Source organism: Bradyrhizobium lupini (assembly GCF_040939785.1).
In the GTDB taxonomy this organism is placed as follows: Bacteria; Pseudomonadota; Alphaproteobacteria; order Rhizobiales; family Xanthobacteraceae; genus Bradyrhizobium; species Bradyrhizobium canariense_D.
Genome location: NZ_CP162553.1, coordinates 696,418 through 719,129 on the forward strand (window position 1 = coordinate 696,418; position 22,712 = coordinate 719,129).

The 22,712-nt window shown below is 64.3% G+C and carries 22 protein-coding genes and 2 pseudogenes; 5 read left to right on the plus strand and 19 right to left on the minus strand.

Annotation, left to right across the window (positions count from 1 at the left end; genetic code table 11):
• Positions 1-8: 8 nt before the first annotated feature.
• Positions 9-1,157 carry a mechanosensitive ion channel family protein gene (locus tag AB3L03_RS03705; protein WP_204510919.1) on the minus strand — a complete coding sequence of 383 codons (1,149 nt, stop codon included), beginning with the start codon at positions 1,155-1,157 and terminating at the stop codon, positions 9-11.
• Positions 1,158-1,282: 125 nt separating this feature from the next.
• Here AB3L03_RS03705 and AB3L03_RS03710 point away from each other — a divergent pair, with 125 nt between their 5' ends.
• Positions 1,283-2,533 (plus strand): DUF763 domain-containing protein, encoded by a 1,251-nt coding sequence (locus AB3L03_RS03710; RefSeq protein ID WP_026233776.1) that lies wholly within the window; start codon positions 1,283-1,285, stop codon positions 2,531-2,533.
• 38 nt (positions 2,534-2,571) lie between these two features.
• Here AB3L03_RS03710 and AB3L03_RS03715 read toward each other — a convergent pair whose 3' ends face one another.
• The 8 genes and pseudogenes from AB3L03_RS03715 to AB3L03_RS03750 all read right to left on the minus strand — a co-directional run bounded on the left by AB3L03_RS03715 (position 2,572) and on the right by AB3L03_RS03750 (position 6,478).
• Positions 2,572-2,814 carry a hypothetical protein gene (locus AB3L03_RS03715; protein WP_026233777.1) on the minus strand — a complete coding sequence of 81 codons (243 nt, stop codon included), beginning with the start codon at positions 2,812-2,814 and terminating at the stop codon, positions 2,572-2,574.
• Positions 2,815-2,848: 34 nt separating this feature from the next.
• Positions 2,849-3,112, minus strand: a complete 264-nt coding sequence (locus AB3L03_RS03720; protein ID WP_018459305.1) for a hypothetical protein — start codon at positions 3,110-3,112, stop codon at positions 2,849-2,851.
• Between the two features lie 15 nt (positions 3,113-3,127).
• A complete protein-coding gene (locus AB3L03_RS03725; protein WP_204510918.1) occupies positions 3,128-3,355 on the minus strand; it encodes a hypothetical protein in 228 nt (75 codons plus the stop codon).
• A gap of 3 nt (positions 3,356-3,358) precedes the next feature.
• A complete protein-coding gene (locus AB3L03_RS03730; RefSeq protein ID WP_204510917.1) occupies positions 3,359-3,559 on the minus strand; it encodes a hypothetical protein in 201 nt (66 codons plus the stop codon).
• A 13-nt stretch (positions 3,560-3,572) separates the two neighbouring features.
• Positions 3,573-3,755, minus strand: a complete 183-nt coding sequence (locus AB3L03_RS03735) for a hypothetical protein (protein ID WP_018459308.1) — start codon at positions 3,753-3,755, stop codon at positions 3,573-3,575.
• 137 nt (positions 3,756-3,892) lie between these two features.
• Positions 3,893-5,163: pseudogene (locus tag AB3L03_RS03740) on the minus strand (cytochrome P450).
• 109 nt (positions 5,164-5,272) lie between these two features.
• Positions 5,273-5,599 carry a hypothetical protein gene (locus AB3L03_RS03745; RefSeq protein ID WP_204510915.1) on the minus strand — a complete coding sequence of 109 codons (327 nt, stop codon included), beginning with the start codon at positions 5,597-5,599 and terminating at the stop codon, positions 5,273-5,275.
• 105 nt (positions 5,600-5,704) lie between these two features.
• The gene (locus AB3L03_RS03750; protein ID WP_018459311.1) at positions 5,705-6,478 is read right to left on the minus strand and encodes a ferredoxin--NADP reductase; all 774 of its coding nucleotides are present in this window, start codon (positions 6,476-6,478) and stop codon (positions 5,705-5,707) included.
• Between the two features lie 156 nt (positions 6,479-6,634).
• On the opposite strand from AB3L03_RS03750, the gene AB3L03_RS03755 reads away from it, so the two are divergent.
• Positions 6,635-7,831, plus strand: a complete 1,197-nt coding sequence (locus tag AB3L03_RS03755; RefSeq protein WP_018459312.1) for an amidohydrolase family protein — start codon at positions 6,635-6,637, stop codon at positions 7,829-7,831.
• Positions 7,832-7,939: 108 nt separating this feature from the next.
• The gene (locus tag AB3L03_RS03760) at positions 7,940-8,629 is read left to right on the plus strand and encodes a hypothetical protein (protein ID WP_085352764.1); all 690 of its coding nucleotides are present in this window, start codon (positions 7,940-7,942) and stop codon (positions 8,627-8,629) included.
• Between the two features lie 5 nt (positions 8,630-8,634).
• Here AB3L03_RS03760 and AB3L03_RS03765 read toward each other — a convergent pair whose 3' ends face one another.
• The 9 genes and pseudogenes from AB3L03_RS03765 to AB3L03_RS03805 form a co-directional block, all read right to left on the minus strand.
• The gene (locus AB3L03_RS03765) at positions 8,635-9,024 is read right to left on the minus strand and encodes a hypothetical protein (RefSeq protein WP_368508265.1); all 390 of its coding nucleotides are present in this window, start codon (positions 9,022-9,024) and stop codon (positions 8,635-8,637) included.
• Positions 9,025-9,066: 42 nt separating this feature from the next.
• Positions 9,067-9,522, minus strand: coding sequence for a MarR family winged helix-turn-helix transcriptional regulator (locus AB3L03_RS03770; protein WP_007592445.1), 456 nt, complete (start codon positions 9,520-9,522; stop codon positions 9,067-9,069).
• 26 nt (positions 9,523-9,548) lie between these two features.
• Positions 9,549-10,253 (minus strand): ABC transporter ATP-binding protein, encoded by a 705-nt coding sequence (locus AB3L03_RS03775; protein ID WP_007592446.1) that lies wholly within the window; start codon positions 10,251-10,253, stop codon positions 9,549-9,551.
• On the minus strand, positions 10,250-11,041 hold the full coding sequence (locus AB3L03_RS03780; RefSeq protein WP_018459316.1) for an ABC transporter ATP-binding protein: 792 nt from the start codon (positions 11,039-11,041) through the stop codon (positions 10,250-10,252). Before AB3L03_RS03780 ends, AB3L03_RS03775 begins: the two co-directional genes overlap by 4 nt.
• Entirely contained in the window at positions 11,038-12,927 is a 1,890-nt protein-coding gene (locus tag AB3L03_RS03785; RefSeq protein ID WP_085352762.1) for an ABC transporter permease, read from the minus strand. The genes AB3L03_RS03780 and AB3L03_RS03785 overlap by 4 nt, the downstream gene beginning before the upstream one ends.
• A gap of 151 nt (positions 12,928-13,078) precedes the next feature.
• On the minus strand, positions 13,079-14,281 hold the full coding sequence (locus AB3L03_RS03790) for an ABC transporter substrate-binding protein (RefSeq protein ID WP_018459318.1): 1,203 nt from the start codon (positions 14,279-14,281) through the stop codon (positions 13,079-13,081).
• Between the two features lie 24 nt (positions 14,282-14,305).
• Positions 14,306-14,890 carry an amino acid synthesis family protein gene (locus AB3L03_RS03795; RefSeq protein ID WP_085352760.1) on the minus strand — a complete coding sequence of 195 codons (585 nt, stop codon included), beginning with the start codon at positions 14,888-14,890 and terminating at the stop codon, positions 14,306-14,308.
• Between the two features lie 27 nt (positions 14,891-14,917).
• Positions 14,918-15,813 (minus strand): annotated as a pseudogene (locus AB3L03_RS03800) (UPF0280 family protein).
• Positions 15,810-17,267, minus strand: coding sequence for a 6-hydroxynicotinate reductase (locus AB3L03_RS03805; protein ID WP_162496408.1), 1,458 nt, complete (start codon positions 17,265-17,267; stop codon positions 15,810-15,812). Before AB3L03_RS03805 ends, AB3L03_RS03800 begins: the two are co-directional and overlap by 4 nt.
• Positions 17,268-17,548: 281 nt before the next feature.
• Here AB3L03_RS03805 and AB3L03_RS03810 point away from each other — a divergent pair, with 281 nt between their 5' ends.
• The gene (locus AB3L03_RS03810; RefSeq protein ID WP_085395874.1) at positions 17,549-18,031 is read left to right on the plus strand and encodes a (2Fe-2S)-binding protein; all 483 of its coding nucleotides are present in this window, start codon (positions 17,549-17,551) and stop codon (positions 18,029-18,031) included.
• Positions 18,031-21,561: a molybdopterin cofactor-binding domain-containing protein gene (locus tag AB3L03_RS03815; protein ID WP_368508266.1), complete on the plus strand. Its 3,531-nt coding sequence runs from the start codon at positions 18,031-18,033 to the stop codon at positions 21,559-21,561. The genes AB3L03_RS03810 and AB3L03_RS03815 overlap by 1 nt, the downstream gene beginning before the upstream one ends.
• Positions 21,562-21,564: 3 nt before the next feature.
• On the opposite strand, the gene AB3L03_RS03820 is transcribed toward AB3L03_RS03815, so the two are convergent.
• Positions 21,565-22,527 carry a catechol 2,3-dioxygenase gene (locus AB3L03_RS03820; protein ID WP_247409079.1) on the minus strand — a complete coding sequence of 321 codons (963 nt, stop codon included), beginning with the start codon at positions 22,525-22,527 and terminating at the stop codon, positions 21,565-21,567.
• Positions 22,528-22,712 lie beyond the last annotated feature (185 nt).

Below are 22,712 nucleotides of genomic sequence, written 5' to 3' on the forward strand. Positions count from 1 at the left end.
CAAGTAGGTCAAATGCGTGCGCTCGCCCGCATCTTCTCCGGCGGCGCGGGACGCCGCACGAAATCGGCGTCATCGTCGCCTCCTCCCGACGGGATCAGGATCGCGCGCTCGCGCGGCAGCGCTTCCGGCATCTCGTCCCGGATGAAGGCGATGAGCTTCTCCCTCATCTCGCAGCGCAGGTCCCAGGACTGCGGCGCGTTCCTGGCGCTGACGAGGGCGCGGAGCTCGATGGTGCGAGCATCCGCGTCAACGACCTGGAGATTGACCACCTCGCCGTCCCAGAGCTTGGACTCCTTCACTGCTTCTTCCAGCCAGCGCCGGATCCGCGGCACGTCGGCACGATAATCGACATGAAACGCAATCACGCCGATCAGGGACGCAGTGTCGCGGGTCCAGTTCTGGAATGGCTTTTCGATGAAATAAGACAGCGGCACCACCATGCGGCGCCAGTCCCACAGCCGGATCACCACATAGGTCGCGGCGATGTCCTCGACCCAGCCCCACTCGTTCTCGATGATGACGGCATCCTCGATGCGGATCGGCTGGGTGATTGCGATCTGCATGCCCGCGATCAGATTGCTCAGCAGCGGCCGGGCGGCAAGACCAACGATGATACCGGCGGCACCGGCGGAGGCGAACAGGCTGACGCCGTATTGCCTGACCGAGTCGAATGTCATCAGCGCGGTCGACACCGTGATGATGACGATGATGATATCGGTGACGCGCTTGAAGACGCGGACCTGGGTGACGTGCTTGCGCGCGACAAAATTCTCGGTGACGTCGCGAAAGTTCTGGAGATACCGTGCCGCGCTCATATCCACGATCCGGATCGAGATCCAGCCGATCAGCGCAATGAAGGCGACGACGAACAGGCGCGTCAGCGGCGTGCGGAAGGCGTCGTCCAGCGGCGCGAGCGGCAGCACCAACGCTACGGCGGCAAGACTGAGGGCCAGCTGAGTTGGGCCCGCGGTGCGGGCGATGAACACGCTCACGAGCGGGAGGCGGGTTCCGAAGGCGCGGTTGAACAGCCAAACCGAGAGGCGATAGATCGACAGGGCGATCAGGATCGCGCCCAAGACTAGAGTGAGGCCGACGAACCACGACGGGATCCACCCGAACATCCTGTCGATGTCGGCCAAAAGGGTCTGCCAATCCATTAATGTCCCCGCATTGCATCCGCGCTTGCGTTCAACGCGTTGCAGCGTCGTTCGCTCCCCCGCTCGGTGCAATGCAGCATCCCTCTGGTGCAATCATCGCCGAACTGCGCTATTTGTGGTCAATCATGACTCGACGGACCGGCAGCGCCGATCTTCCCCTTCACACCGGCCGGGTTCCACCCTGGCTGGCGACCCGCATGTCGTCGCTCGGCGCGATCGTCACACAGGCGATCGTGCATCACTACGGACGCGATGCATTCCTCCAGCGGCTCTCGCACCCGTTCTGGTTCCAGTCGTTCGGCGCCGTCATGGGGATGGATTGGCACTCCTCCGGCATCACGACGTCGGTGATTGGCGCGCTGAAGCGCGGGCTGGGACCGCTCCAGGACGAGCTCGGAATCTACGTCTGCGGCGGGCGTGGCCAGCACTCGCGCAAGACCCCGGACGAGCTGATGCAGCTCGGCGACCGAATCGGCTTCGACGGCGCAAAGCTCACGCGTGCGAGTCGCCTCGTGGCGAAGGTTGACAGCGCCGCGGTCCAGGACGGCTTTGACCTTTACCTGCACGGCTTCTTCGTCACCGCCGACGCCAAATGGACCGTGGTGCAGCAAGGCATGAACGGCGACAAGCGGCAGGCCCGCCGCTATCACTGGCATTCCGAGGCGCTGAAGAGTTTTGTCGACGCACCGCACAGCGCGATCGACGGGCCGCGGCAAGGCGAGATCGTCAACCTCACCGACCATCGCGCCGAGATCTCGCGCACCGCGCAGCTCGAGCTTCTGAGCGATCTCGGCCCGGATCGTATCCTTTCCGAATTCGAGCGGCTCACCGGAACTGCGCCCGCGCCCGCACAGGCGACGCTGCCGCACCTGATCATGCCCGGGCATCACGACGTGCGGCCGAAGGACGTGTTTGCGCGCCGCCTGCACGGCACACTCGCTGCTGCGGCCGAGCGCGGCCCGGTCGACTTTCCGGAGCTGCTGCTGACTCCCGGCGTTGGCGCTCGCACCGTTCGTTCGCTGGCGATGGTCGCCGAAGTCGTGCACGGCGCGCCCTACCGCTTCAACGATCCCGCGCGCTTCTCGCTTGCCCACGGCGGCAAGGACCGGCATCCCTACCCTGTTCCACTCAAGGTCTATGACGAAACCATTCGCGTGCTGAAGGGGGCGATTCAGAACGCAAAGCTCGGGCGCGAGGAAGAGATGCAAGCCATCAAGCGCCTCGACGACCAGGCGCGGCGGCTGGAGCGCACCGCGCATGGGCCATCCGTCGAATCCTATATCGCCGGAGAGCGTGCGGCCTCGCCCGATCTCGACGGCCGTTCCGTGTTCGGCTGGGAGCGTGATCTCGGGTCGACAAAAAAGCAGACCGGCTGAAAGCCGGTCCGCGAGTTCAGCGGGAAGGAACGCCGCTCTCAGGTCTCGTCGGTGCCCGGCTCCTCGTCGAGCCGGTTGGCCGAGTGGTCCTGATATTGTTCGGTCTGGATCGCCTTGCCGTCCATGCCGCGAATGTCCGAGTGCTGCGCCTTGTCGCGGTTTGACAGCACCATGTTGTCGCCGATCTTCTCCTTGGGCACGTCCGTCATGGCGCCGCTGCCGTCGCCCTTGCCGTGCATGCCCGATCTGAAATGCGTCTTGCTGCCACGACCACCTGGCATCTTTTTCTCCTCTTGCTTTGATCGCCCGTGCAGCTCAATGCTTCTGCTGTGCCGGCGTCGGTTTCGGCGGCTTGTGTCCGCTTTGGCCGGAATCATTGTGCTTGTTGTGATCGCTTTCCTGGTTGAGGCCGCCTCGGCTCACCGGGAATTCACTCTGTCGCGCCTCAGGTCGCGCCCGGTGAACGGCCGTATTCTCCGGATTGTGGCCGAGGGCGCGCTCAAGCTCTCGCGCGTCTGGAACATCCGGCTTGCGCTCGAGGATGCGAACCTGTTGCTCGTGGGTCTTCTTGCCTTGCATGCTCGTCCTCCGGAGCTATCGGCCTCTTCGGTGCGTGCCACTGCGTGCGATGTCCTTGTCGATGTCGCCAGCGGCGTTCACGTCGTTCTCGACGTCGCCTTCGATCGTGTTCTCGCCCAAGGCGTCCTCGAGGTCCTCAGGCGAGATACCGGCCATCGTTGCGCCCTTCGATCCGCCGATCATGGGGTTATTTTGCATATCCTTTTCCGTCGGTGCGTAGAGTTTGGGTTGCTTGTTGGTCATGCCTCACCTGCCTCCGCCTTTTCCGGCCTCGTCATGCCTGTGGTGTGAATCGTGCTCGCCACCTCCGCCGGAGACGCGGCTGTGGTTGCGCTGCGGGTCGTCCGCCGCGGGCTTCTTCACTTCGAGCGGTGCCTTCGCATTCTCATGCGATGCGCCTGGTCCGCCCTGACGGATGCTGTTCGGTGTCTTGGTGGATGTCGACATGAGGGTCCGCTCCTCAGCGATCTTGCTGATAGCCTTGGTTGGTGGTGTTCTGCTTGATGTTGCCCTGCTGCCCTTGCTGGTCCGGATTTTGCGCACGCTGCTGGCCGCGCGGGGCAGTCGAGGACACTTGCTTGCTGTCGCCGGTTCCCTTCGGACTTTGATTCTCGGCGGGAACAGGTGGCATCTTGCCGGTCATGATGCTGTCTCCTGTTGTTGATCTGCGACATCGACCGGAGGAACTCGTCGCGGGTTTCGATGTCGCAAAAACAACTAGAGCAACGGCATGCCGTTCCTACCGACGACTGCAGAGAAATTTTCCGCAAGGTGTAAGTCTCAGCAGGCCACTGGCTGGGAACGAACCAACATCGATCCAGCTGATGCTGTCGCCTGTGCTGCGTGGCCGTCGGGCGCGACAGGGAGGTTCGCGATCGCTCGCATGCCCGGTCGCTTGCGCCAGTGGATCTGAGACACGTCCACAGCAAAGCCAAGCCGCGGCCATCGCACAAACAACGCTTCCAGGGCACACGCTGCCTCGATGCGCGCGAGTTGATGGCCGAGGCAGAAATGGATGCCCGTTCCGAAGGACATGTGACGGTTCGGCTTGCGCGCGGGATCGAGGCTCTCGGGGCGCTCATGCATCGCCGGGTCCATGTTCGCGGCGGCGAGCATCACCATGACGCGATCGCCCTTCTTGAGACGCACGCCCGCGAGCTCGATATCCCGCCTCACATAGCGGGGCTTGGAGAACTGCACCGGCGACACGAAGCGCAGGAATTCCTCCACCGCAAGCCCGACGCGGCTCCAGTCCTGTGCCAGCCAGTCGCGGACGCCGGGATTTCTGAGGAGCTCGTAGACAGAACCGCTGATGAGATGCGTGGTGGTCTCGGAGCCCGCCGCGAGCAGTAGGAACACCATCGACACCATTTCGTCCGGCGTGATCTGGCCGCCCTCGCGCTCGACCTGAACCAGCTCCGCGATCAGGCCTTCGCCGCCCCGCACGCGGGCAATCTGCAGCTGCCGTTCGAGGTAGGCTCGCATCTTGCGGAACGCGAACAGCATGCGGAAGAAGCTGGCGACGTTCGTAAGTGAGGACATCGTATTGGCCCAGGCGATGAAGCGGGGGCGATCGGCCAACGGCAATCCGAGCAGCTCGGAGATCACCGCGAGCGGCAGGATGCGCGCATAGCGCTGGACGAGATCGGCCGGGCTTCCTGCCAGGAACAGCTCGTCGGCGAGACCGTCCGCGATGGCGCGGATGTGCGGCTCCATCGGACGATCGCGCGGCGGCGGAAGGCCTCGTCAACAATGCTGCGCAGCCTTGTGTGGTCAGGCTCGTCCATTGTCAGCATGTTGTTGGCGATGGTTCTGACGTAGTTCGGCATCCACCAGCGCAAACCCGCGACGTCCCCATCCTCCTTGCGCAGCGTGAAATCGGTGCCGTCCTTCAGGACCTGCGCGGTGGCCTCATGGGTCGTGGTGATCCAAACATCGCCGACGAGAGGAAATCGCGCCGCGACCACAGGACCGGACATGCGCAACGTTGCGATCGCCTTGGGCGGATCGCGAAAGAAGGCCTCGCTGGTGAAATCGAGGCGTGGTGCCATGTGATCACCGAAGCGGTTGACGGGGTCTCACCAAGATGGTGCACGACGCCGCCCGCGCAAGGGATACGGAACCTCCGCTTCGGCTTCGGTGCAGGCGTGAGAGTCGAGTCTACCCCCGCCCCGGCGAACGCGGGCCGATCTTGCGCTGCTGCTGGTTGGTGTAGGCGTCCCAATTGCTCCAGCTGCCGTTGCTGAGGCTTCGCAGGTCGGTGGTGAGCGGACGGCGCGTGCGCTTGTCGTGATCGGCGATCACGCGCTCGGATTGCAGGATCTTGCGCTTGAGTTCCCCGAGCGCCTTCTGGGTCTGGCCGTTCCGCTTCGAAGACGCGATCTCGCCCATCGTGAAGCGCGCGGTTTCGAGCGTCTTCAACTCGGCGCGGTTCTTCTTCAACTGAACCCGGTGCCAGGCGATATTGCTGTCGCTGTCCGCAACCATGTGGGAACTCCGCTGATCCGTTCCCACAGTGTATCGCGTGCCGAATCGACGCCGCAACGGGCGCGCGGCGGCGAAAATACGGTCTTCTTGCGCGGGGTTCCGGGCTCAGCGCTCGGCGAAGGCCTTTTCGACCACGAATTGGGCCGGCTCGCCGTGATTGCCCTCGACAAGACCCCGCTCGCCGAGGAGCACGCGGGTATCCGCCACCAGCGCCGGGCTGCCGCAGATCATGACGCGATCGTGGGCGGCTTCCAGTGCCGGCAGGCCGATGTCGGAAAACAGCTTGCCCGAGGTGATGAGATCGGTGATGCGCCCGCGATTGCGGAAGGGATCGCGCGTCACGGTCGGATAGTAGATCAGCTGGTTGCGGATGTACTCGCCGATCAGCTCGTCCTTGGGCAGCGTCTCGGTGATCATCTCGCCATAGGCGAGCTCCTTCACGTGTCGGCAACCGTGCAGCAGCACGACCTTCTCGAACCGCTCGTAGGTTTCGGGGTCCTTGATCACGCTCAGGAACGGCGCAAGGCCCGTACCGGTGCCGATGAGGTAGAGGTTGCGGCCGTCTTCCAGATTGTCGATCACCAGCGTGCCGGTGGCCTTGCGGCTGACGATGATCTCGTCGCCTTCCTTTAGATGCTGGAGCCGTGAGGTGAGCGGGCCGTCCGCGACCTTGATCGAGAAGAACTCCAGCGTGTCCTCGTAATTGGCGCTGGCGACGCTGTAGGCCCGCAGCAGCGGCTTCTCGCCGACCTTGAGCCCGATCATGGTGAATTCGCCGTTGCGGAAGCGGAAGGTCGGGCTGCGGGTGGTCTTGAAGGAGAACAGCGTGTCGGTCCAGTGGTGGACGCTCAAAACGGCTTCCTGATTGAAATTGCTCATCTCACCCTTCCGTGGCGCGTCGTGGCGGTTTTCAAGGCGGCAGCTATGCGTCGTTTGTATCCGATCATTTGTATACTAATGAATAATCCGGCTTGATCCCGCGGTCAAGGCTGCCCAAGATCGGAAGCGTTGCAGTTAAGGACAAGGACCCATTCCATGGCGCATGACGCACCCCAGGCCACCGGACCCTCGAAGCTCGTGATCCGCAATATCGGCCTGATCCTGTCCGGCGCGCTGGAAAAGCCGATCCTGGACGGCGACACCATCGTCGCCGAGAACGGCAAGATCACCGCGATCGGCCGCTTCAAGGACCTCAACACCGAAGGCGCGACCACCATCGTCGAGGCCAACGGCACCACGGTGGCGCCCGGCCTGATCGACAGCCATGTCCATCCTGTTGCGGGCGACTGGACGCCGCGCCAGAACCAGATCGGCTGGATCGACAGCAATTTGCATGGCGGCGTCACCACGATGATTTCCGCCGGCGAGGTGCATATGCCCGGCCGCCCGCGCGACGTCGTGGGGTTGAAGGCGATGGCCATCTTCGCGCAGCGTGCATTCTGGAATCTGCGGCCTGGCGGCGTGAAGGTTCACGCCGGCGCGCCTGTGATCGAGTGCGAGATGGTGGAGGAGGACTTCAAGGAGTTGGCCGCAGCCGGCGTCAAGCTGCTCGGCGAAGTCGGCCTGGGCGGCGTCAAGGACGGCCCCACGGCGCGAAAAATGGTCGGCTGGGCCCGCAAATATGGCATCCAGAGCACGATCCACACCGGCGGTCCTTCGATCCCCGGCTCCGGATTGATCGACAAGGATGTGGTGCTTGAGGCAGACACCGACGTGGTTGGCCACATCAATGGCGGTCACACCGCGCTTCCCGACGACCAGATCCGCTGCATCTGCGAGGGCTGCAAGCGCGGCCTCGAGCTCGTTCACAATGGCAACGAGCGCTCGGCGCTGTTCACGTTGCGCATTGCGCGCGAGATGGGCGATCTGCACCGCGTCATCCTCGGCACCGATGCGCCGGCCGGCTCCGGCGTGCAGCCGCTCGGCATTCTCCGCATGGTGTCGATGCTGTCCTCGCTTGGCGACCTCCCGGCCGAGGTCGCGTTTTGCCTGGCGACCGGCAACACGGCGCGGATGCGCGAATTGGATTGCGGCCTGATCGAAGTGGGCCGCTCGGCCGATTTCGTCATCATGGACAAGGCGCAGCACTCGGCCGGCAAGAACATTTTGGACAGCGTCCAACTCGGCGACCTCCCCGGCATCGGCATGACCATCATTGACGGTATCGTGCGCACCCAGCGCAGCCGCAACACCCCGCCGGCCGGCAGGGTGCCCGAGGTGGTGGCGAAGTGACGCAGCCGGAGCGGCTCGCCGCTCCCGTGCTCCCTTGACAGCATTGAACAAGTCGTCGGCCTGCTGCGTCTAACGCAGGCAGTTCATTGCTGGAACGCCGAGGGAGACATGAAGAATTCGTCGCGGATTGCCGCCGGTGTAGCCGGTGCGGTCGGAGGTTATGTCGCGACCTTTGTGCTGTTTTCAGTGCTCGATCTGGGCAACCGGGCGGACCCGATCACGTCTGGCCTGTTGGCACTGTTCGTCTACTCACCCATCGGAGCGATCGCTGGCGTGGTGCTTGCCAGCTGGCTGGTGACGCGTTCCGGCACGGATGCAGGCAATAGCGGTCTCGCGCGCAACAGCCTGAAATCGCTTGGTGTCGTGGTCCTGCTTTGCGTGGCCGCCGCCGCCACCTACCTGGGCGTCGCGTACATGACGGCCACGCCCTGGCTCAACCGAAACGGCGCCACTCCTCTGCTCGTCTTCGAGGTTCGCCTTCCGGCCGGCGCAACAGTGCCGAAATCACCGCAAGATATCACCATCGAATTGCAGACGGACCTCAACACCATGCCGGGCGAATTGAACGCAGCTGGCTTCCATAGTGACGGCGATCAGCCCGTCATCGCAGGCGAAGTCGAACTGGCGTTCCGAACCTCGCACCGGCAACTCGCCGTCAACATCCAGGGACAGCCCAGCCGAATCTACCCGATCGGATTGACGGCCTCGGCTCCGCATACGCCGGAGTTCGGAACGTGGCGGCGGCTCGCCGATGGCAGCGAAATCCGCTATCGCGCAAAATGGCCGGGGAAGACGTAGCAGGATCACCGCGGTTTCGCTATCTCACAACGCACATAGGTCTGGCGCTTGCCCGGCCCGACCGGGCTGTTGTCCATCACCAGCTTGCCGTCCGCGGCAATGGAAACCCGGGGACTGGAGCGATACTTCTCACCCTCGCCTTCGCAGGCGAGCTTCATTTTCCAGGCGAGCTTCCCGTCGGCAGTGATCTCGCTGGCGCGGCACCGGGTCTCGTACCAATAGAGACGGTTGCCGCCCTCGATGCTCATGCGGTTGGCGCTGTCCTCGTCGCGGCAATCCTTTTTGGTTGACGCCCAGAACCCCTCATAGGCTTGCGCCGCCGGGGCGGGGGCAGACTGGCCCGCCAGCATCACACTCATGCCCAGAGCCATAGCAAACCGGGTCGCCGCTCTCATGTCAAAAACCTCGACAAGACCTTCACCGAGGTTAGTCGCGCCTCACCGCAGCTTGTTCAACAGCGCCATCAGCATCTCGCGCTCCTTTGCCTCGAGCGGCGCCAGCGTCTCTCGTGTGATCGCAAGCGCATTCGGCGCGACCTTTTCCGCCAATTGCTGGCCCGCGCGCGTCAGGCTGACCAGAAGCCGCCGTCCATCCTCCGGATCCTGGCTGGTCTCGGTGAGGCCGCGCGCCGTCAACCGATCGATCACGCCCTTGATGGTCGCCACGTCCATCGCCGTCAGGCGCCCGAGCTGGTTCTGCGAGCATGGCCCGGCCTCGGCGAGCTTCGACAGCGCCGCCCATTGCGTCGGCGTAATGTTGGTGCCGATCTCGCGAGAGAAGATCGCGCTGTGGCGCTGCCAGACCTGGCGAAGGATGAAGCCGACCTGCTCGTCGAGCACATAAGGCGGCTTTGCCGGTTTGACGCTTTTCTTCGCCGCGACGCTTCTCGCCATCCGCTCGATGCCCTTGCCCTTTGCCTTCACAACGACAGATGCGCGTCGCGGATATCCGGACGCGCGTCGAGCTCGGCCATGGTGCCGCCGAAGCAGATGCGGCCGCGCTCGATGATATAGGCGCGATCGGAGATCAGCCGCGCAAAATGCAGATTCTGCTCGGAGACGACGATGCTGACGCCCTCCTTCTTCATGGTCAGGATGGCCTCGACCATCTGCTCCACGATTTTCGGCGACAGGCCTTCCGAGGGCTCATCCAGCAGCACCAGCGATGGATTGCCCATCAGCGTGCGCGCGATGGTGAGCATCTGCTGCTCGCCGCCGCTCATGCGGCCGCCCGGGCGATTTTTCATCTCGCCGAGGTTAGGGAACAGCGAAAACAGCTTGTCGCGAGTCCAGTGCGGCGCGTTCGGGCGCTTCGGCTGGCGGCCGACCTCGAGATTCTCTTCCACCGTCAAATCGGTGAAGATACGCCGCTCCTCCGGCACGTAACCAAGCCCATCCCGCACGATCTCATGTGTCGGACGCGCCGAGACATCCTTGCCTTCGAACATGATCCGTCCTGAGCGCTGCGCGACGAGCCCGACGATCGAGCGAAACGTCGTCGACTTGCCGGCGCCATTGCGGCCGAGCAATGCCACGACTTCCCCCTCGCCGACTTCGAAGCCGATGTCGAACAGGATATGGGCCGGGCCGTAATGACTATTGAGGTCCTGCACCGTGAGCTTCATGCCGATGCTCCCTCGCGATGCCCGGCCTCGTAAAGCAGGCCCTCGCCGAGGTAGACCGCCTGCACTTGCGGATTGCCGCGGACCTGGGCGGGCGAGCCCTCGGCGATCAGCGTGCCGCGGTTGAGCACGATGATGCGGTCGGCGTGCTCGAACACCACGTCCATGTCGTGCTCGGTGAAGAGAACGCCGATCGATTTTTCCCGGGCGATCTGCGCGGTCAGCCGCATCAAATCGACCCGCTCGCGCGGCGCCATGCCGGCGGTCGGCTCGTCCATCAGCAGCAGCTTTGGCTGGTTGGCGAGCGCGACGGCGAGCTCGAGCCGCTTGAGATCGCCATAGGCAAGCTCGCCGCAGGGGCGATCGGCGTAACCGCCCATGCCGACCAGCTCGAGCAGTCGCCCGGCTTCGCCGCGGTCGAAGTTCGGCGCCGAGCCCCAAAGATTGTACAATTGCTTGCCATGCGAGATCAGCGCGACTTGCACGTTCTCGCGCACCGTCATGGTCGCGAAGGTCGCGGTGATCTGGAAGGTGCGACCCACGCCCATCCGCCAGATCTCGCGCGGCTTCCTGCCGGTTGTGTCCTCGCCGAGCAGGCGGACGTGGCCGGTATCAGGCTTGTTCTGGCCATTGAGCATGTCGAAACAGGTGCTCTTGCCCGCGCCGTTCGGTCCGATCAGCGCCAGGATTTCACCGGCGCGCAGCGAGAACGAGACGCCGCGCACGGCATGGACGCCGCCATAGGATTTGGTCAGTCCTTCGACCGCGAGAAGTGGGGGCGCGACGCTCATTCGGCGGACTCGATCGGCTTGGCAAGCAAGGGTGACCCCGGCGGCGACGTCTTCCTGCGGCGCTGCGCTAGCATCTCCAGCATGCCGACGATGCCCTTGGGGAAGACGACGACGATCAGAACGATGAAACCGCCGAGCACGAGTTTTGACAGGTCGGTCTGACTGACCAGCCAGATGTTCAAGGCCTTGTAGACGATGGCGCCGATCACCGCGCCCGACACCGTCTCGACGCCGCCGAGCAGCACCATGACAAGGGCGTCGACCGAGAGCGAGATGCCGAGATTGTCCGGAAAGACGCTGCCCTTGAGGTAGGCGAACAGCGCGCCGCCAATGCCCGCGGTCGTGCCCGCGATCACGAAGGCGGTCCACTGGATACGCTTGGTGTTGATGCCGACCGCTTCGCTGCGCAGCAGCGAGTCGCGCGTCGCCCTCAGCGCATAGCCGAACGGCGAGAACACCATGGCCCGCAAAGCGATCGTCACGAGCGCCGCAACACCGAGCGACAGCCAATAGAAATGCGATGGGCTCGCCGCCCAGCTCGAGGGCCAGACGCCCAGGATGCCGTTGTCGCCGCCGGTGACGCTCACCCACTGGAACGCGATCGACCAGACGATCTGCGCGAAGGCGAGCGTCAGCATCGCGAAATAGACGCCGGAGAGCTGCACCGCGAAGAAGCCGAACACGGCAGCGCCCATGCAGCCGAGCAGCGGACCGAGCAACAGGCAGACGATCATCGGCAGTCCGGCCATCTTGGCGAGGAAAGCGACGCCGTAAGCGCCGAGGCCGAAATAGGCGGCGTGACCAAAGGACGCGAGCCCGCCGACCGACATCAGGAAGTGCAGGCTGACGGCGAAGATCACTGAGATCGCGATCTCCGAGCCGACGGTCAGTGCATAATTGCCGGCGAACAGCGGTAGTGTCGCCGCGACGACGAGCGCTGCAAACGCAGCCAACCGCTCATTCGACGTCAGCGGTCGCCAGGGATTGACGGTGAGACCCGGCGTCTTGCGGGCCGGCGCCTCGGGCCTGCCGAACAAGCCCCAGGGCCGCACGATCAGCACCACCGCCATCACCAGGAAGACCAGGATGATAGAGATTTTTGGAAAGATCAGGATGCCGAAGGCGTTGAGCTCGGAGACCAGCACAGCCGCGACGAAAGCGCCGATGATGCTACCGAGGCCTCCGATCACCACGACGACGAAGACCTCGACGATGATGCGCAAATCCATCGCATGATGCACGGCATCGCGTGGGATCTGGAGCGCACCGCCGAGAGCGGCGAGGAAAACGCCGACCGCAAACACGCTCGTGAACAACCATTTCTGATTGACGCCCAGCGCCGCGACCATGTCGCGGTCCTGCGTCGCTGCGCGCACCAGAACGCCCCAGCGCGTGCGCTGGAACAAGAGCCAGAGAATGCCGAGCACGACCGGTCCGAGCACGATCAGAAACAGATCATAGCTCGGAATGTTCTGGCCGAAGAAGTCGATCGCCCCCTTGAAGCCGGGCGCACGGCGCCCCACGAGATCGTCTGGGCCCCAGATCAGGACGACGAGGTCCTCGACCATCAAGGTCAGGCCGAAGGTCGCAAGCAGCTGGAACAGCTCGGGCGCGTGATAGATGCGCCGGAGCAGCACCATCTCGACGATGACGCCGATCAGCGCCACCGCGAACGCCGCCACCACGATGCCGCCCCAGAAGCCGAATGCACCTGACAGGCGCTCCGTCAGCGTGAAGGCGACATAGGCGCCGATCATGTAAAAGGCGCCATGCGCAAAATTCACGATCCGCGTCACGCCAAAGATGATCGACAGGCCCGACGCCACCAGGAAAAGCGACGCTGCGCTGGCGAGACCGGTCAGAAACTGTACGACGTAAAAGGCCATCTGCGGTCCGGGTTAAGCGTAAGTCGCAATATTAGGCTTCATCCTTCGAGGCGGCGCTACGCGCCTCCTCAGGATGAGGTCGGGACCCTCATGGTGAGGAGCGCGGCTGCGCCGCGCGTCTCGAACCACGAGGCCCCGGTCTCACTTTGGATCAATCCTTCGGACGCAGCTTCTCGACTTCGGCATCACTTGGTAGATAGTCCGCGCCCTTCTTGTAAGACGAGTCCACCATCACGCCCTTACCGTCCTTCAGCGCGGTCTTGCCGACATAGGCACCGAGCGTCGACTGGTGATCGATCTTGCGGAAGGTGATCTCGCCCAGCGGCGACGGCATCGAAAGTCCTTCCGCCGCAGTGATCAGCTTCTCCGGATCGGTCGAATTGGCCTTCGCCAGGATCGCCGCCGCCGACTTGATGGTCTGGTAGCCAACGATCGAGCCGAGGCGCGGATAGTCGTTGTACTTGGCCTGATAGGCCTTCAGGAACGCGTCGTGCTCGGGCGTCTTGATCGAGTACCAGGGATAGCCGGTGACGATCCAACCCTCGGGTGTCTCCTCCTTGAGTGGATCGAGATATTCCGGCTCACCGGTGAGGAAGGAGACGACCTCGCGTCCCTTGAACAGGCCGCGGGTGTTGCCTTCGCGCACGAGCTTGACGAGATCGGCGCCGAAGGTGACGTTGAGGATCGCTTCGGGATTGGCCGCGGCAACCGCCTGCACTACCGGACCGGCGTCGATCTTGCCCTGCGGCGGCCACTGCTCATCGACCCACTGGATGTCGGGCCGCTTCTCCGACATCAGCTTCTTGAACACCGCGACCGCGGACTGGCCGTATTCATAGTTCGGCGCGATCGTCGCCCAGCGCTTTGCGGGCAGCTTGCTGGCCGCTTCCACCAGCATCGCGGCCTGCATGTAGTTCGAAGGACGCAGTCGGAACGTGTACTTGTTGCCTTTCGACCAGGTGATGGCGTCCGTCAGAGGCTCGGCCGCCAGAAAGAACACCTTCTTCTGGTTGGCGAAGTCGCTGACCGCAAGACCGATGTTCGACAGGAACGTACCCGTCAGCATCGCCACGCCCTCGCTCGACACCAGCTCGTTGGCCGCGGTCTGCGCATCTGCCGGCTTGCCACCATCGTCCTTGGAGACGACGATGAGCTTCTTGCCGTTGATGCCGCCGGCCGCATTGATCTCTTCGACCGCGAGCTGCCAGCCCTTGCGATAGGGCTCAGTGAACGCCGGCAGCAGCGAGTAGCTGTTGATCTCGCCGATCTTGATGTCCTGCGCAAGGGCCGAATGAGCCATGCCGCTTGCCAACAGCGCGAACGCCGCCCCGACAAAATAGTTCTTTGCTCGCATCCCAACCTCCACTTTCTGAAAAGATTAACGCAGTCCGTCTTCGCCCTTGATCTCCGCAACGGTCAGCCCGCCGACGCGCGGCAAAGGACGGCCACTGTCGGTGACGGCGACCGCGACCATGATCTCGTTGGCGCGCGGCGCGTCGTTGATCTGCACTTCCATGCCATCGAAATGACTGCGCACGAAGGCTGCATCCTTGTGGCCCAGCGGAACGTCCAGCGTCGTGCCGGGTCCACTGCGCTTCTTCGACGACGGGATCAGCGCAGCGCCTTTGCCCAGCACTTTACGCACCGGCGCGCCCATTTTCGGGTGAAGGATGGCGGCTGCATGCTCCAGCTCGCCATTCTCGCCGACGGCCGCGGCCTTGCCATAGCTCTGCGCCTTGGACCCGTCGATGCCGAGCGCCGCCACCGCGCGCTTCGAGAGCAGCTCGCCGAGCTCCTCGCCAATCGCGATCAGCGGCGAGAGATCCTCGACATACTTTCCAGCAAACGGATTCTCGATCACGGCGATCGCCGCCGCACGCCGCGTCGGCGGTGAGACCTGGCGGCCCATCTCCATCTGCGTCTCTTCGACGACGGTGACGATCTTGCGGATGATCGCGCTCATGATTGTTTCCTCAAACCGCTTCCCAGTTCAGGCATGGACCGCGTTCTCTTGTACAAGCGGGCGCGATCGTTGCCGTTCAATATCCTTGGTCCCGATGACAATCATATCACCACAAAGCTGCAACACGGCACCCTCGATCAATCCGCGATCGAATAATTGCCGTGCACATTCCGCGCCAGATTCGAGCGCGGTGGTGATCTCGTTCTGCGACAATCCACCAACGTTGCGGGTCACGAGCCGCGCGCCAAGATCGCTGTCGGGCTGAAGTTCGTTCGCAGGTTTTCGGATGATGGCGGGATGCTCCGGCAGATCGACGGCGTTCGCAACGATCGTCGCGGCCGCGTCGGCTTGCGACGCCGTTCCGGCCAGCACGGTCACCGCATCGGCAATCCCGAGGGAAAAGCTGCGGCCGTGCCGTCCGCTGGTCGCAATGCCACGCACGGGATCATCGGCGTCCACCCTGATTGTCCGCATCACGCCGTCGCGATCGGGCCGGTCCATCAGGCCGACCGAAAAATGCTCGCCCTCGCCGAGATGCAGGGCAATGTCTCCGCCATTGTTGACATAGGCCCGATCGAGCGCCGCAGCGTTCAGCATTGCGCCCAACACCTCCTCCGCCACGCTGCCGGCCACAGCGGCCATCGGCGTGATGAAGCCATCACCGGCATAGGGCGCCACCGCGGCGTGCATGCGACGCGCCACAACGCCTCTCAACGAGGTCCGCTCCTCGACAGCGGTCCGCAGTTCCGGCAGTTCCGCGCAGAGCTCGTCGAGAAGCCCGGTGAACCGTTCGGCCGCAGCCTTATAGGCCTCGCGCACTGCGTCGGCCGCCCCCCCGCCTCGACGATCAGGTCAATCGGTCCATCCTGCAAATGCAGCCGCCGGCCGTCAGACAGCAACGCGATTTGCGGGAGCCTTGTCATGCCCGGGGTCCCGGGATCGGGTTCTGCCAGGGCAATTGGCGGACATCGTCGCCGCCCTGAACTTCGGCGAGCGGCTTCACATAATCCATGTGCCCGCCGAGCGCCGCATAGTCCGACAGCTTCATCGTGAATTCGATCGGCGCCACCAGCGCGGGCGTCGGCACGTAACCGAATGCCCCCGCCGGCATCTGCGTCACGTCGACCATGTAGGTGATGCCGCCGCCCGGCCAGACATAGACCGGCGCGCCGCCACTGGTGACGCGCGTCAGCGCGTCCTTCACCGAGCGCGTCAGCCGCACCGGATTGTCGGTCACGCCCGCCCGCAAGGAACCACCGGCGCCCGCCATGAACAGCACCGTACACAGCGCCGGTTCGCAATTCTCCTGAATGCGCTCGACCGAAAACTTGAGGTCCTCCGGCATCTCGGTCTCGACCGGCTTCAAGGCTTCGTCGAGCACGTAATAGGACGAATGCTCGCCCGTCGTGGAGACCATCAGCATCGAGAGGCCAGGCTTGGCCTCCTTCGCGTCGAACGGTCCCAGGATTGCGAGCGGATCGGAGATATTGGTGCCGCCCCAACCCGTGCCGGGATCGGCGACCTGGAAATAGCGGCCGGGCGTCGAGCGGCGCCCATTCATCTTGATGCCGGTATCGGCGATGTCGAGCAGCTTGCCGGCCTGGTGCTCCGAGAGCACGCCGGTGATATGGTCGTCGACCACGACGACCTCGTCGACCTTGCCGTGCCATTGCTTGGCGAACATGCCGATGGTCGCCGAGCCGCAGCCGACGCGCATGCGCTCTTCTTTCATGCCGTTGACGATCGGCGGCTGGCCGGCCTGCACCACCACGCTCGCGCCGCCGTCGATGGTGAGTTCGACCGCCTTGCAATTTGCGAGGTCCATCAGCGTGTCGCAGGTGACGCGGCCTTCCTTCTTGGAGCCGCCGGTCAGATGGTGCACGCCGCCGAGCGACAGCATCTGCGAACCGTATTCGCTGGTGGTGACATGACCGACCGCCTCGCCTTGTGCACGGACGGTCGCCGTCTCCGGCCCGAGATAACGGTCGGTGTCGATCTTCACCTTGATGCCGCAGTACGAGAAGATGCCCTCGGTGACGACAGTCACCATGTCGACGCCATCGACCTCCGCCGAGACGATGAACGGCGCCGGCTTGTAGTCGGGATAGGTGGTCCCCGCGCCGATCGCCGTTACAAAGGTGGAAGGCTCGTGGACGATCTTGCCGTCCCAATCTTCGGTGCGGCTGAACGGAACGAGCTTGCCGCCATGCGACACGGTGCGCTCCAGGATCACATGCGGATCGACGCGGACGAGCTTGCCTTCGTGATTGGCATAGCGGTCGCAGGCGCCCGCCGCGCCCGGCTTGATGTAGCACATCACCGGACACGCATCGCAGCGGATCTTGTCGATGGCGGCGCTCGTAGGTTCAGTCACCATGTCAAAGCCAGCCGACTGTGCAGTTATCATTTGTACACGAACGATGTTGCGCGCCCTCCCGATGACTGTCAAGCGGCGGTGCGGCGCAAAACATACGCCTGCCGCATAAAACCTCATTTGCCTATCCGCCCTGTCCACAAAGAAGGCACTCGCGCTGCACTGCGGCATGTCTGGCTTGCACGTTTGTGTACAAACGGTATCGTCGCAACGTAGATTTTGCGCGGACTTGGAATTCGCGAAGCCTTGGCCGCGGCGCTCAACGACTCGACTTGGGAACGAGGATGACGCAGACACCGATCCGCATCACCGTGAACGGCAGAATCCACGAGATCACTGCGGCGCGAGACACGCCGCTGCTCTACGTGCTGCGCAACGATCTCGCGCTCAACGGTCCGAAATACGGTTGCGGCCTCGGTGAATGCGGCACCTGCACTGTCCTGATCGGTGGCGCTGCGGCGCGCTCCTGCGTCATTCCGATCAGTGGCTGCGCCGGCCGCGACATCGTGACGCTCGAGGGGCTCGGCACCCGCGCCGAGCCGGATGTGGTGCAGCAGGCCTTCATCGACGAGCAGGCCGCGCAATGCGGCTATTGCCTCAACGGCATGATCATGACGACCAAGGCGCTGCTTGCGATCAACCCTCAGCCCACCGAACAGGAGGCGCTGGCGGCGCTGCGCTACAATCTCTGTCGCTGCGGCACGCATATCGAAATCCTTCGCGCCGTGATGCGTGCGTCTGGTCAGCTTGCCGAGGCCGGTGATTGATGGCCTCCCCGCATCCGAACGGAGCTGAGCTGCAATCCGGCTCGCTCGTCGTCGTCCGCACGGTGGACGAGTGCACATTCGAGACCTTCGTCCGCATCACCGCGGACGGTTCGGTCACAGCCTACAATGGTCATGTCGATCTCGGCACCGGCATCCGCACGGCGCTTGGCCAGATCGTGGCTGAAGAGCTCGACGTCTCCTTTGCCCGCCTCGTCGTGGTGCTCGGCGACACCGCAACGGTGCCGAACCAGGGCGCCACGATCGCAAGCGAGACCATTCAGATCACTGCCGTTCCCCTGCGCAAAGCCGCCGCGCAGGCGCGTCACTTCCTGATCGCACGTGCGGCCGAGCGCCTGGAGCTGCCGGCAGCCGATCTCAGGATCGAAGACGGCCTCGTGCGCGGGCACGACAATCGCAGCGTCAGCTATGGCGAGTTGATCGGCGGAGAGACCATTCGTCTCGAGCTTGCCGACGACGTCGCCGTCAAGCCGGTCGGCGATTACGCCATTGTCGGCCAATCGATGCCACGCGTCGACCTGCCCGCCAAGGCCACGGGCGAGCTGACCTTCGTGCACGACATCCGTATGCCGGGCATGCTGCACGGCCGCGTGGTGCGCCCGCCCTATGCCGGCGTCGACGCCGGCCCGTTCGTCGGCACCAGCCTGATTTCGGTCGATGAATCCTCGGTGCGCGACATTCCCGGCATCATGGCCGTCGTACGCATCGGCGATTTCGTCGGAATCGTCGCGGAGCGCGAGGAGAACGCGATCCGCGCGGCGGAGCAGCTTGCGGTGAGCTGGCGACCGACGCCGGATCTGACCGATCTCGCCAACGTCGAAACGGCGCTGCGTGCCAGCCCGTCCACGCCGCGCACGCTGATCGACAAGGGCGACGTCGATGCTGCCATTGCCGGTGCGGCCAAGCCGATGCGGCGCACTTACGTCTGGCCATATCAGATGCATGCCTCGATCGGCCCGTCCTGCGCGGTCGCCGACTTCCAGGACGGCAACATCCGTGTCTGGTCGGGCACGCAGAACCCGCACGTGCTGCGCGCAGACCTGTCACTGCTGATCGAGCGTCCCGAGAGCGAGATCGAGGTCATCAGGTTGGAGGCCGCCGGATGCTACGGCCGCAACTGCGCCGACGATGTCACCGCGGACGCTTTGTTGCTCTCGCGCGCGGTCGGCCGGCCCGTGCGCGTACAGCTGACGCGCGAGCAGGAACACGCCTGGGAGCCCAAAGGCGCCGCGCAGCTCATCGACGTCAATGGCGGTCTGGATGCGGCGGGCGACGTCGCTGCCTACGATCTCGCTACGCGCTATCCGTCGAATGCCGCGCCGACGTTGGCGCTGTTGCTGACGGGACGGATATCGCCGAGGCCGGACGTCCTCCAGATGGGCGACCGCACCGCGATCCCGCCTTACGATTACGGCCACATGCGCGTCGTAGCCCACGACATGGCGCCGATCGTGCGCGCGTCCTGGTTTCGCGGCGTCTCGGCCCTGCCCAACACCTTTGCGCATGAATCCTATATCGACGAGGCCGCAACCGAGGCCGGCGTCGATCCGATCGAATATCGCCTGCGTTACCTGAAGGACCAGCGCGCGGTCGATCTCGTCCATGCGGTCGCCGAGCGGGCGGGCTGGACGCCGCGGCCGGTGCGCGAAGAGAAAGACGGCGAGATCGTGCATGGGCGCGGCTTTGCCTATGCGCTCTACGTCCACAGCAAATTCCCCGGCTATGGCGCGGCTTGGTCGGCCTGGGTCACCGACGTTGCCGTGAACAAGTCGACCGGCGAGGTCAGCGTGACGCGCGTGGTTGCTGGGCAGGACTCCGGATTGATGATCAACCCGGACGGTGTGCGCCACCAGATCCATGGCAACGTCATCCAGTCAACCAGCCGCGCACTGATGGAGGAGGTCTCGTTCGAGCGCGGCGCAGTCGCGGCGCGGGAATGGGGCGCCTATCCGATCATCCCCTTCCCTGACGTGCCCAAGATCGACGTGTTGTTGCTGCCGCGGCCGGACCAGCCGCCGCTCGGCGTCGGCGAATCCGCCTCGGTCCCGAGTGCGGCTGCGATTGCGAACGCGATCTTCGATGCCACCGGCGTGCGATTTCGCGAGCCGCCGTTCACGCCCGAGCGCATCCTGAATGGATTGCACAGCGGCGGGCCGACCACGCCGCAGGCGCTGCCCACTCCCGCTGCGCCACAACCATCCCGTATCTGGGAGAATCCATTCGCCAAACGCGCCGGCATCTTCGCGACGGTCGCGGCCGTCTGCACCGCGGCGATTGGCATCGGTGCGGCTGTTTTGCCCGGCCGCGCCATCGCACCGATCGCGCGGCCAGACCCATCGGTCTATTCCGCAGCGACGATCGCGCGCGGGCAACAACTGGCCGCACTCGGCAATTGCGCGGAGTGCCACACCATGATCGGCGGTGCGCTCAACGCCGGTGGCCGCGCGCTGGAGACGCCGTTCGGCACGATCTACGCGACCAACATCACGCCCGACGTCGAGACCGGCATCGGCGCCTGGTCCTATCCCGCATTCGAGCGCGCGATGCGCGACGGGCTGCATCGCGACGGACGGCAACTCTATCCCGCCTTCCCCTACACGCACTTTTCGAAGACTGGCGATGCCGACATGCAGGCGCTTTATGCCTATCTAATGGCACAGCCTGCGGTGCGCGCGACGCAGCCTGCGAATACGCTCGCCTTCCCGTTCAATCTCCGCCCGCTACTTGCCGGATGGAATACGCTGTTCCATCAGACGCGCGAGTTCAAACCTGATCCTGCCAAGTCCGAAGTCTGGAATCGCGGCGCTTATCTGGTCGAGGGCCTCGGCCATTGCAGCGCCTGCCATTCGCCGCGCAACGCGCTCGGCGCCGAGCAGCGCGGCGCCTATCTCGCCGGCGGCTTTGCCGAGGGCTGGGAGGCGCCGCCGCTGACCTCGCTCTCGCACGCGCCGATCCCATGGAGCGAGGACGAGCTGTTCGCCTATTTGCGCACGGGCCACTCGCGGTATCATGGCGTCGCCGCCGGACCGATGGCGCCTGTTGTCAGGGATCTCACAGCCTTGCCCGATCAGGACATCCGCGCCATGGCCGTGTATCTCAACTCGTTCTATGACACCGCGACCGACGCGAAAGCGCAGGATGCGATCGCTCTGAAGCTAGAAGCTTCAACGCAAGTCACGATGGCGTCCTCAACCGGCGCGCGCCTCTATCAGGGCGCCTGCGCCGTCTGCCACGAGGTCGGCGGCCTGGCGCTGTTCGGCAGCCGCCCCTCGCTCGCCCTCAACAGCAACCTGCACAGCGCCACATCGGACAATCTCGTGCAAATCATCCTGCACGGCATCGCCGAGCCGGTGTCGAGCGATCTCGGCTATATGCCGGCCTTCAAGAACAGCATGAGCGATGCGCAGGTCGAGGAACTGGTCACCTTCCTGCGCAAGCAGTTCGCACCGGACAGGCCAGCATGGATCGGTGTGAAGGAGACGATTGCGCGGGTGAGAGCCGCCGCGAGCTGAGCGCTACTTCTTGTGCTGCACCGGCGGCGTGCCGTGCGTGTGAAACGATTCGATCGTCTTGAGGCCCCACGCCTGCCCCTTCTTGCGTTCCTCTTCCGTCCACACGATCGGCTTCCAGTCGGGCGCAAGGATGAGGCGCGCGCCGGCATTGGCGACTTCGACGCGGTTGCCGCCGGGCTCGTAGACATAGAGGAAGAAGGTCTGCTGGATCGCGTGCTTATGCGGGCCGGTCTCGATGTGGATGCCGTTCTCCAGGAAGATGTCGGCGGCGCGCAGGATCTCCTCGCGGCTGTCGAGGGCGTAGGTGACGTGGTGGAAGCGGCCGGGCGTGCCGGAATGATCAAGCGAATAGGCAAAATCGTAGCTCTTGTTCGACATCGTCAGCCACATCGCCGCTTCGCGGCCGTCGTTCAGCACGATCTGCTCGGTGAGCCGGCAGCCGAGATAGTTCTCGAAGAACTCGCGGTTGGCCTTGATGTCCACGGCGAGGCAATTGAGGTGGTCGAGGCGGCGGACATTGACGCCGCGCGCGGGAAAGCGCTGTGCCTGGTTCTTCAGGGCGGGCTTCAGCTCGGGCGGCGCCTGATACCATTCGGTCTCGTAATAGAGCTCGACGATGTGTCCATCGGGATCGCGGCAGCGGAAGGTCGGCCCCTGCCCCATGTCGCCGTCGATCCAGCCGATGTCGAAGCCGGACCCCTTCAGCGCCGCGACGCGGCGCTCCAGCGCCTGCTGGCTGCGCGCACGCAACGCCATGTGCTCCATGCCTGACGTCTTCGACGCCGTCAGTTTGAGCGAATAGCGCTCATAATCGTCCCAGCCGCGCAAATAGACCGACTCGCCCTTTTCTCCGCTGACGGTCATGCCCATCACGTCGACGAAGAATTTCAGGCTCTCGTCCGGCTTCGGCGTCAGCAGCTCCATGTGGCCGAGATGAGCGAGATCGAAGATCGGTTCGGGCTGCATGGGTCTCCTCCAAGACGTGGCTTGCGATCCGCTGGACCGGTCCCGCGATCCGGCGCAGGCTGTAATGCGCTCACGAGCCGGTGGGCGGCAGCGAGGCCGCCGGTTTATTTGTACTAATGTACAAATGATTAGGTCTCGTCAACAAATCCAGCATCGGCGCTGCGAATGACGGGCCGTTCGGGACG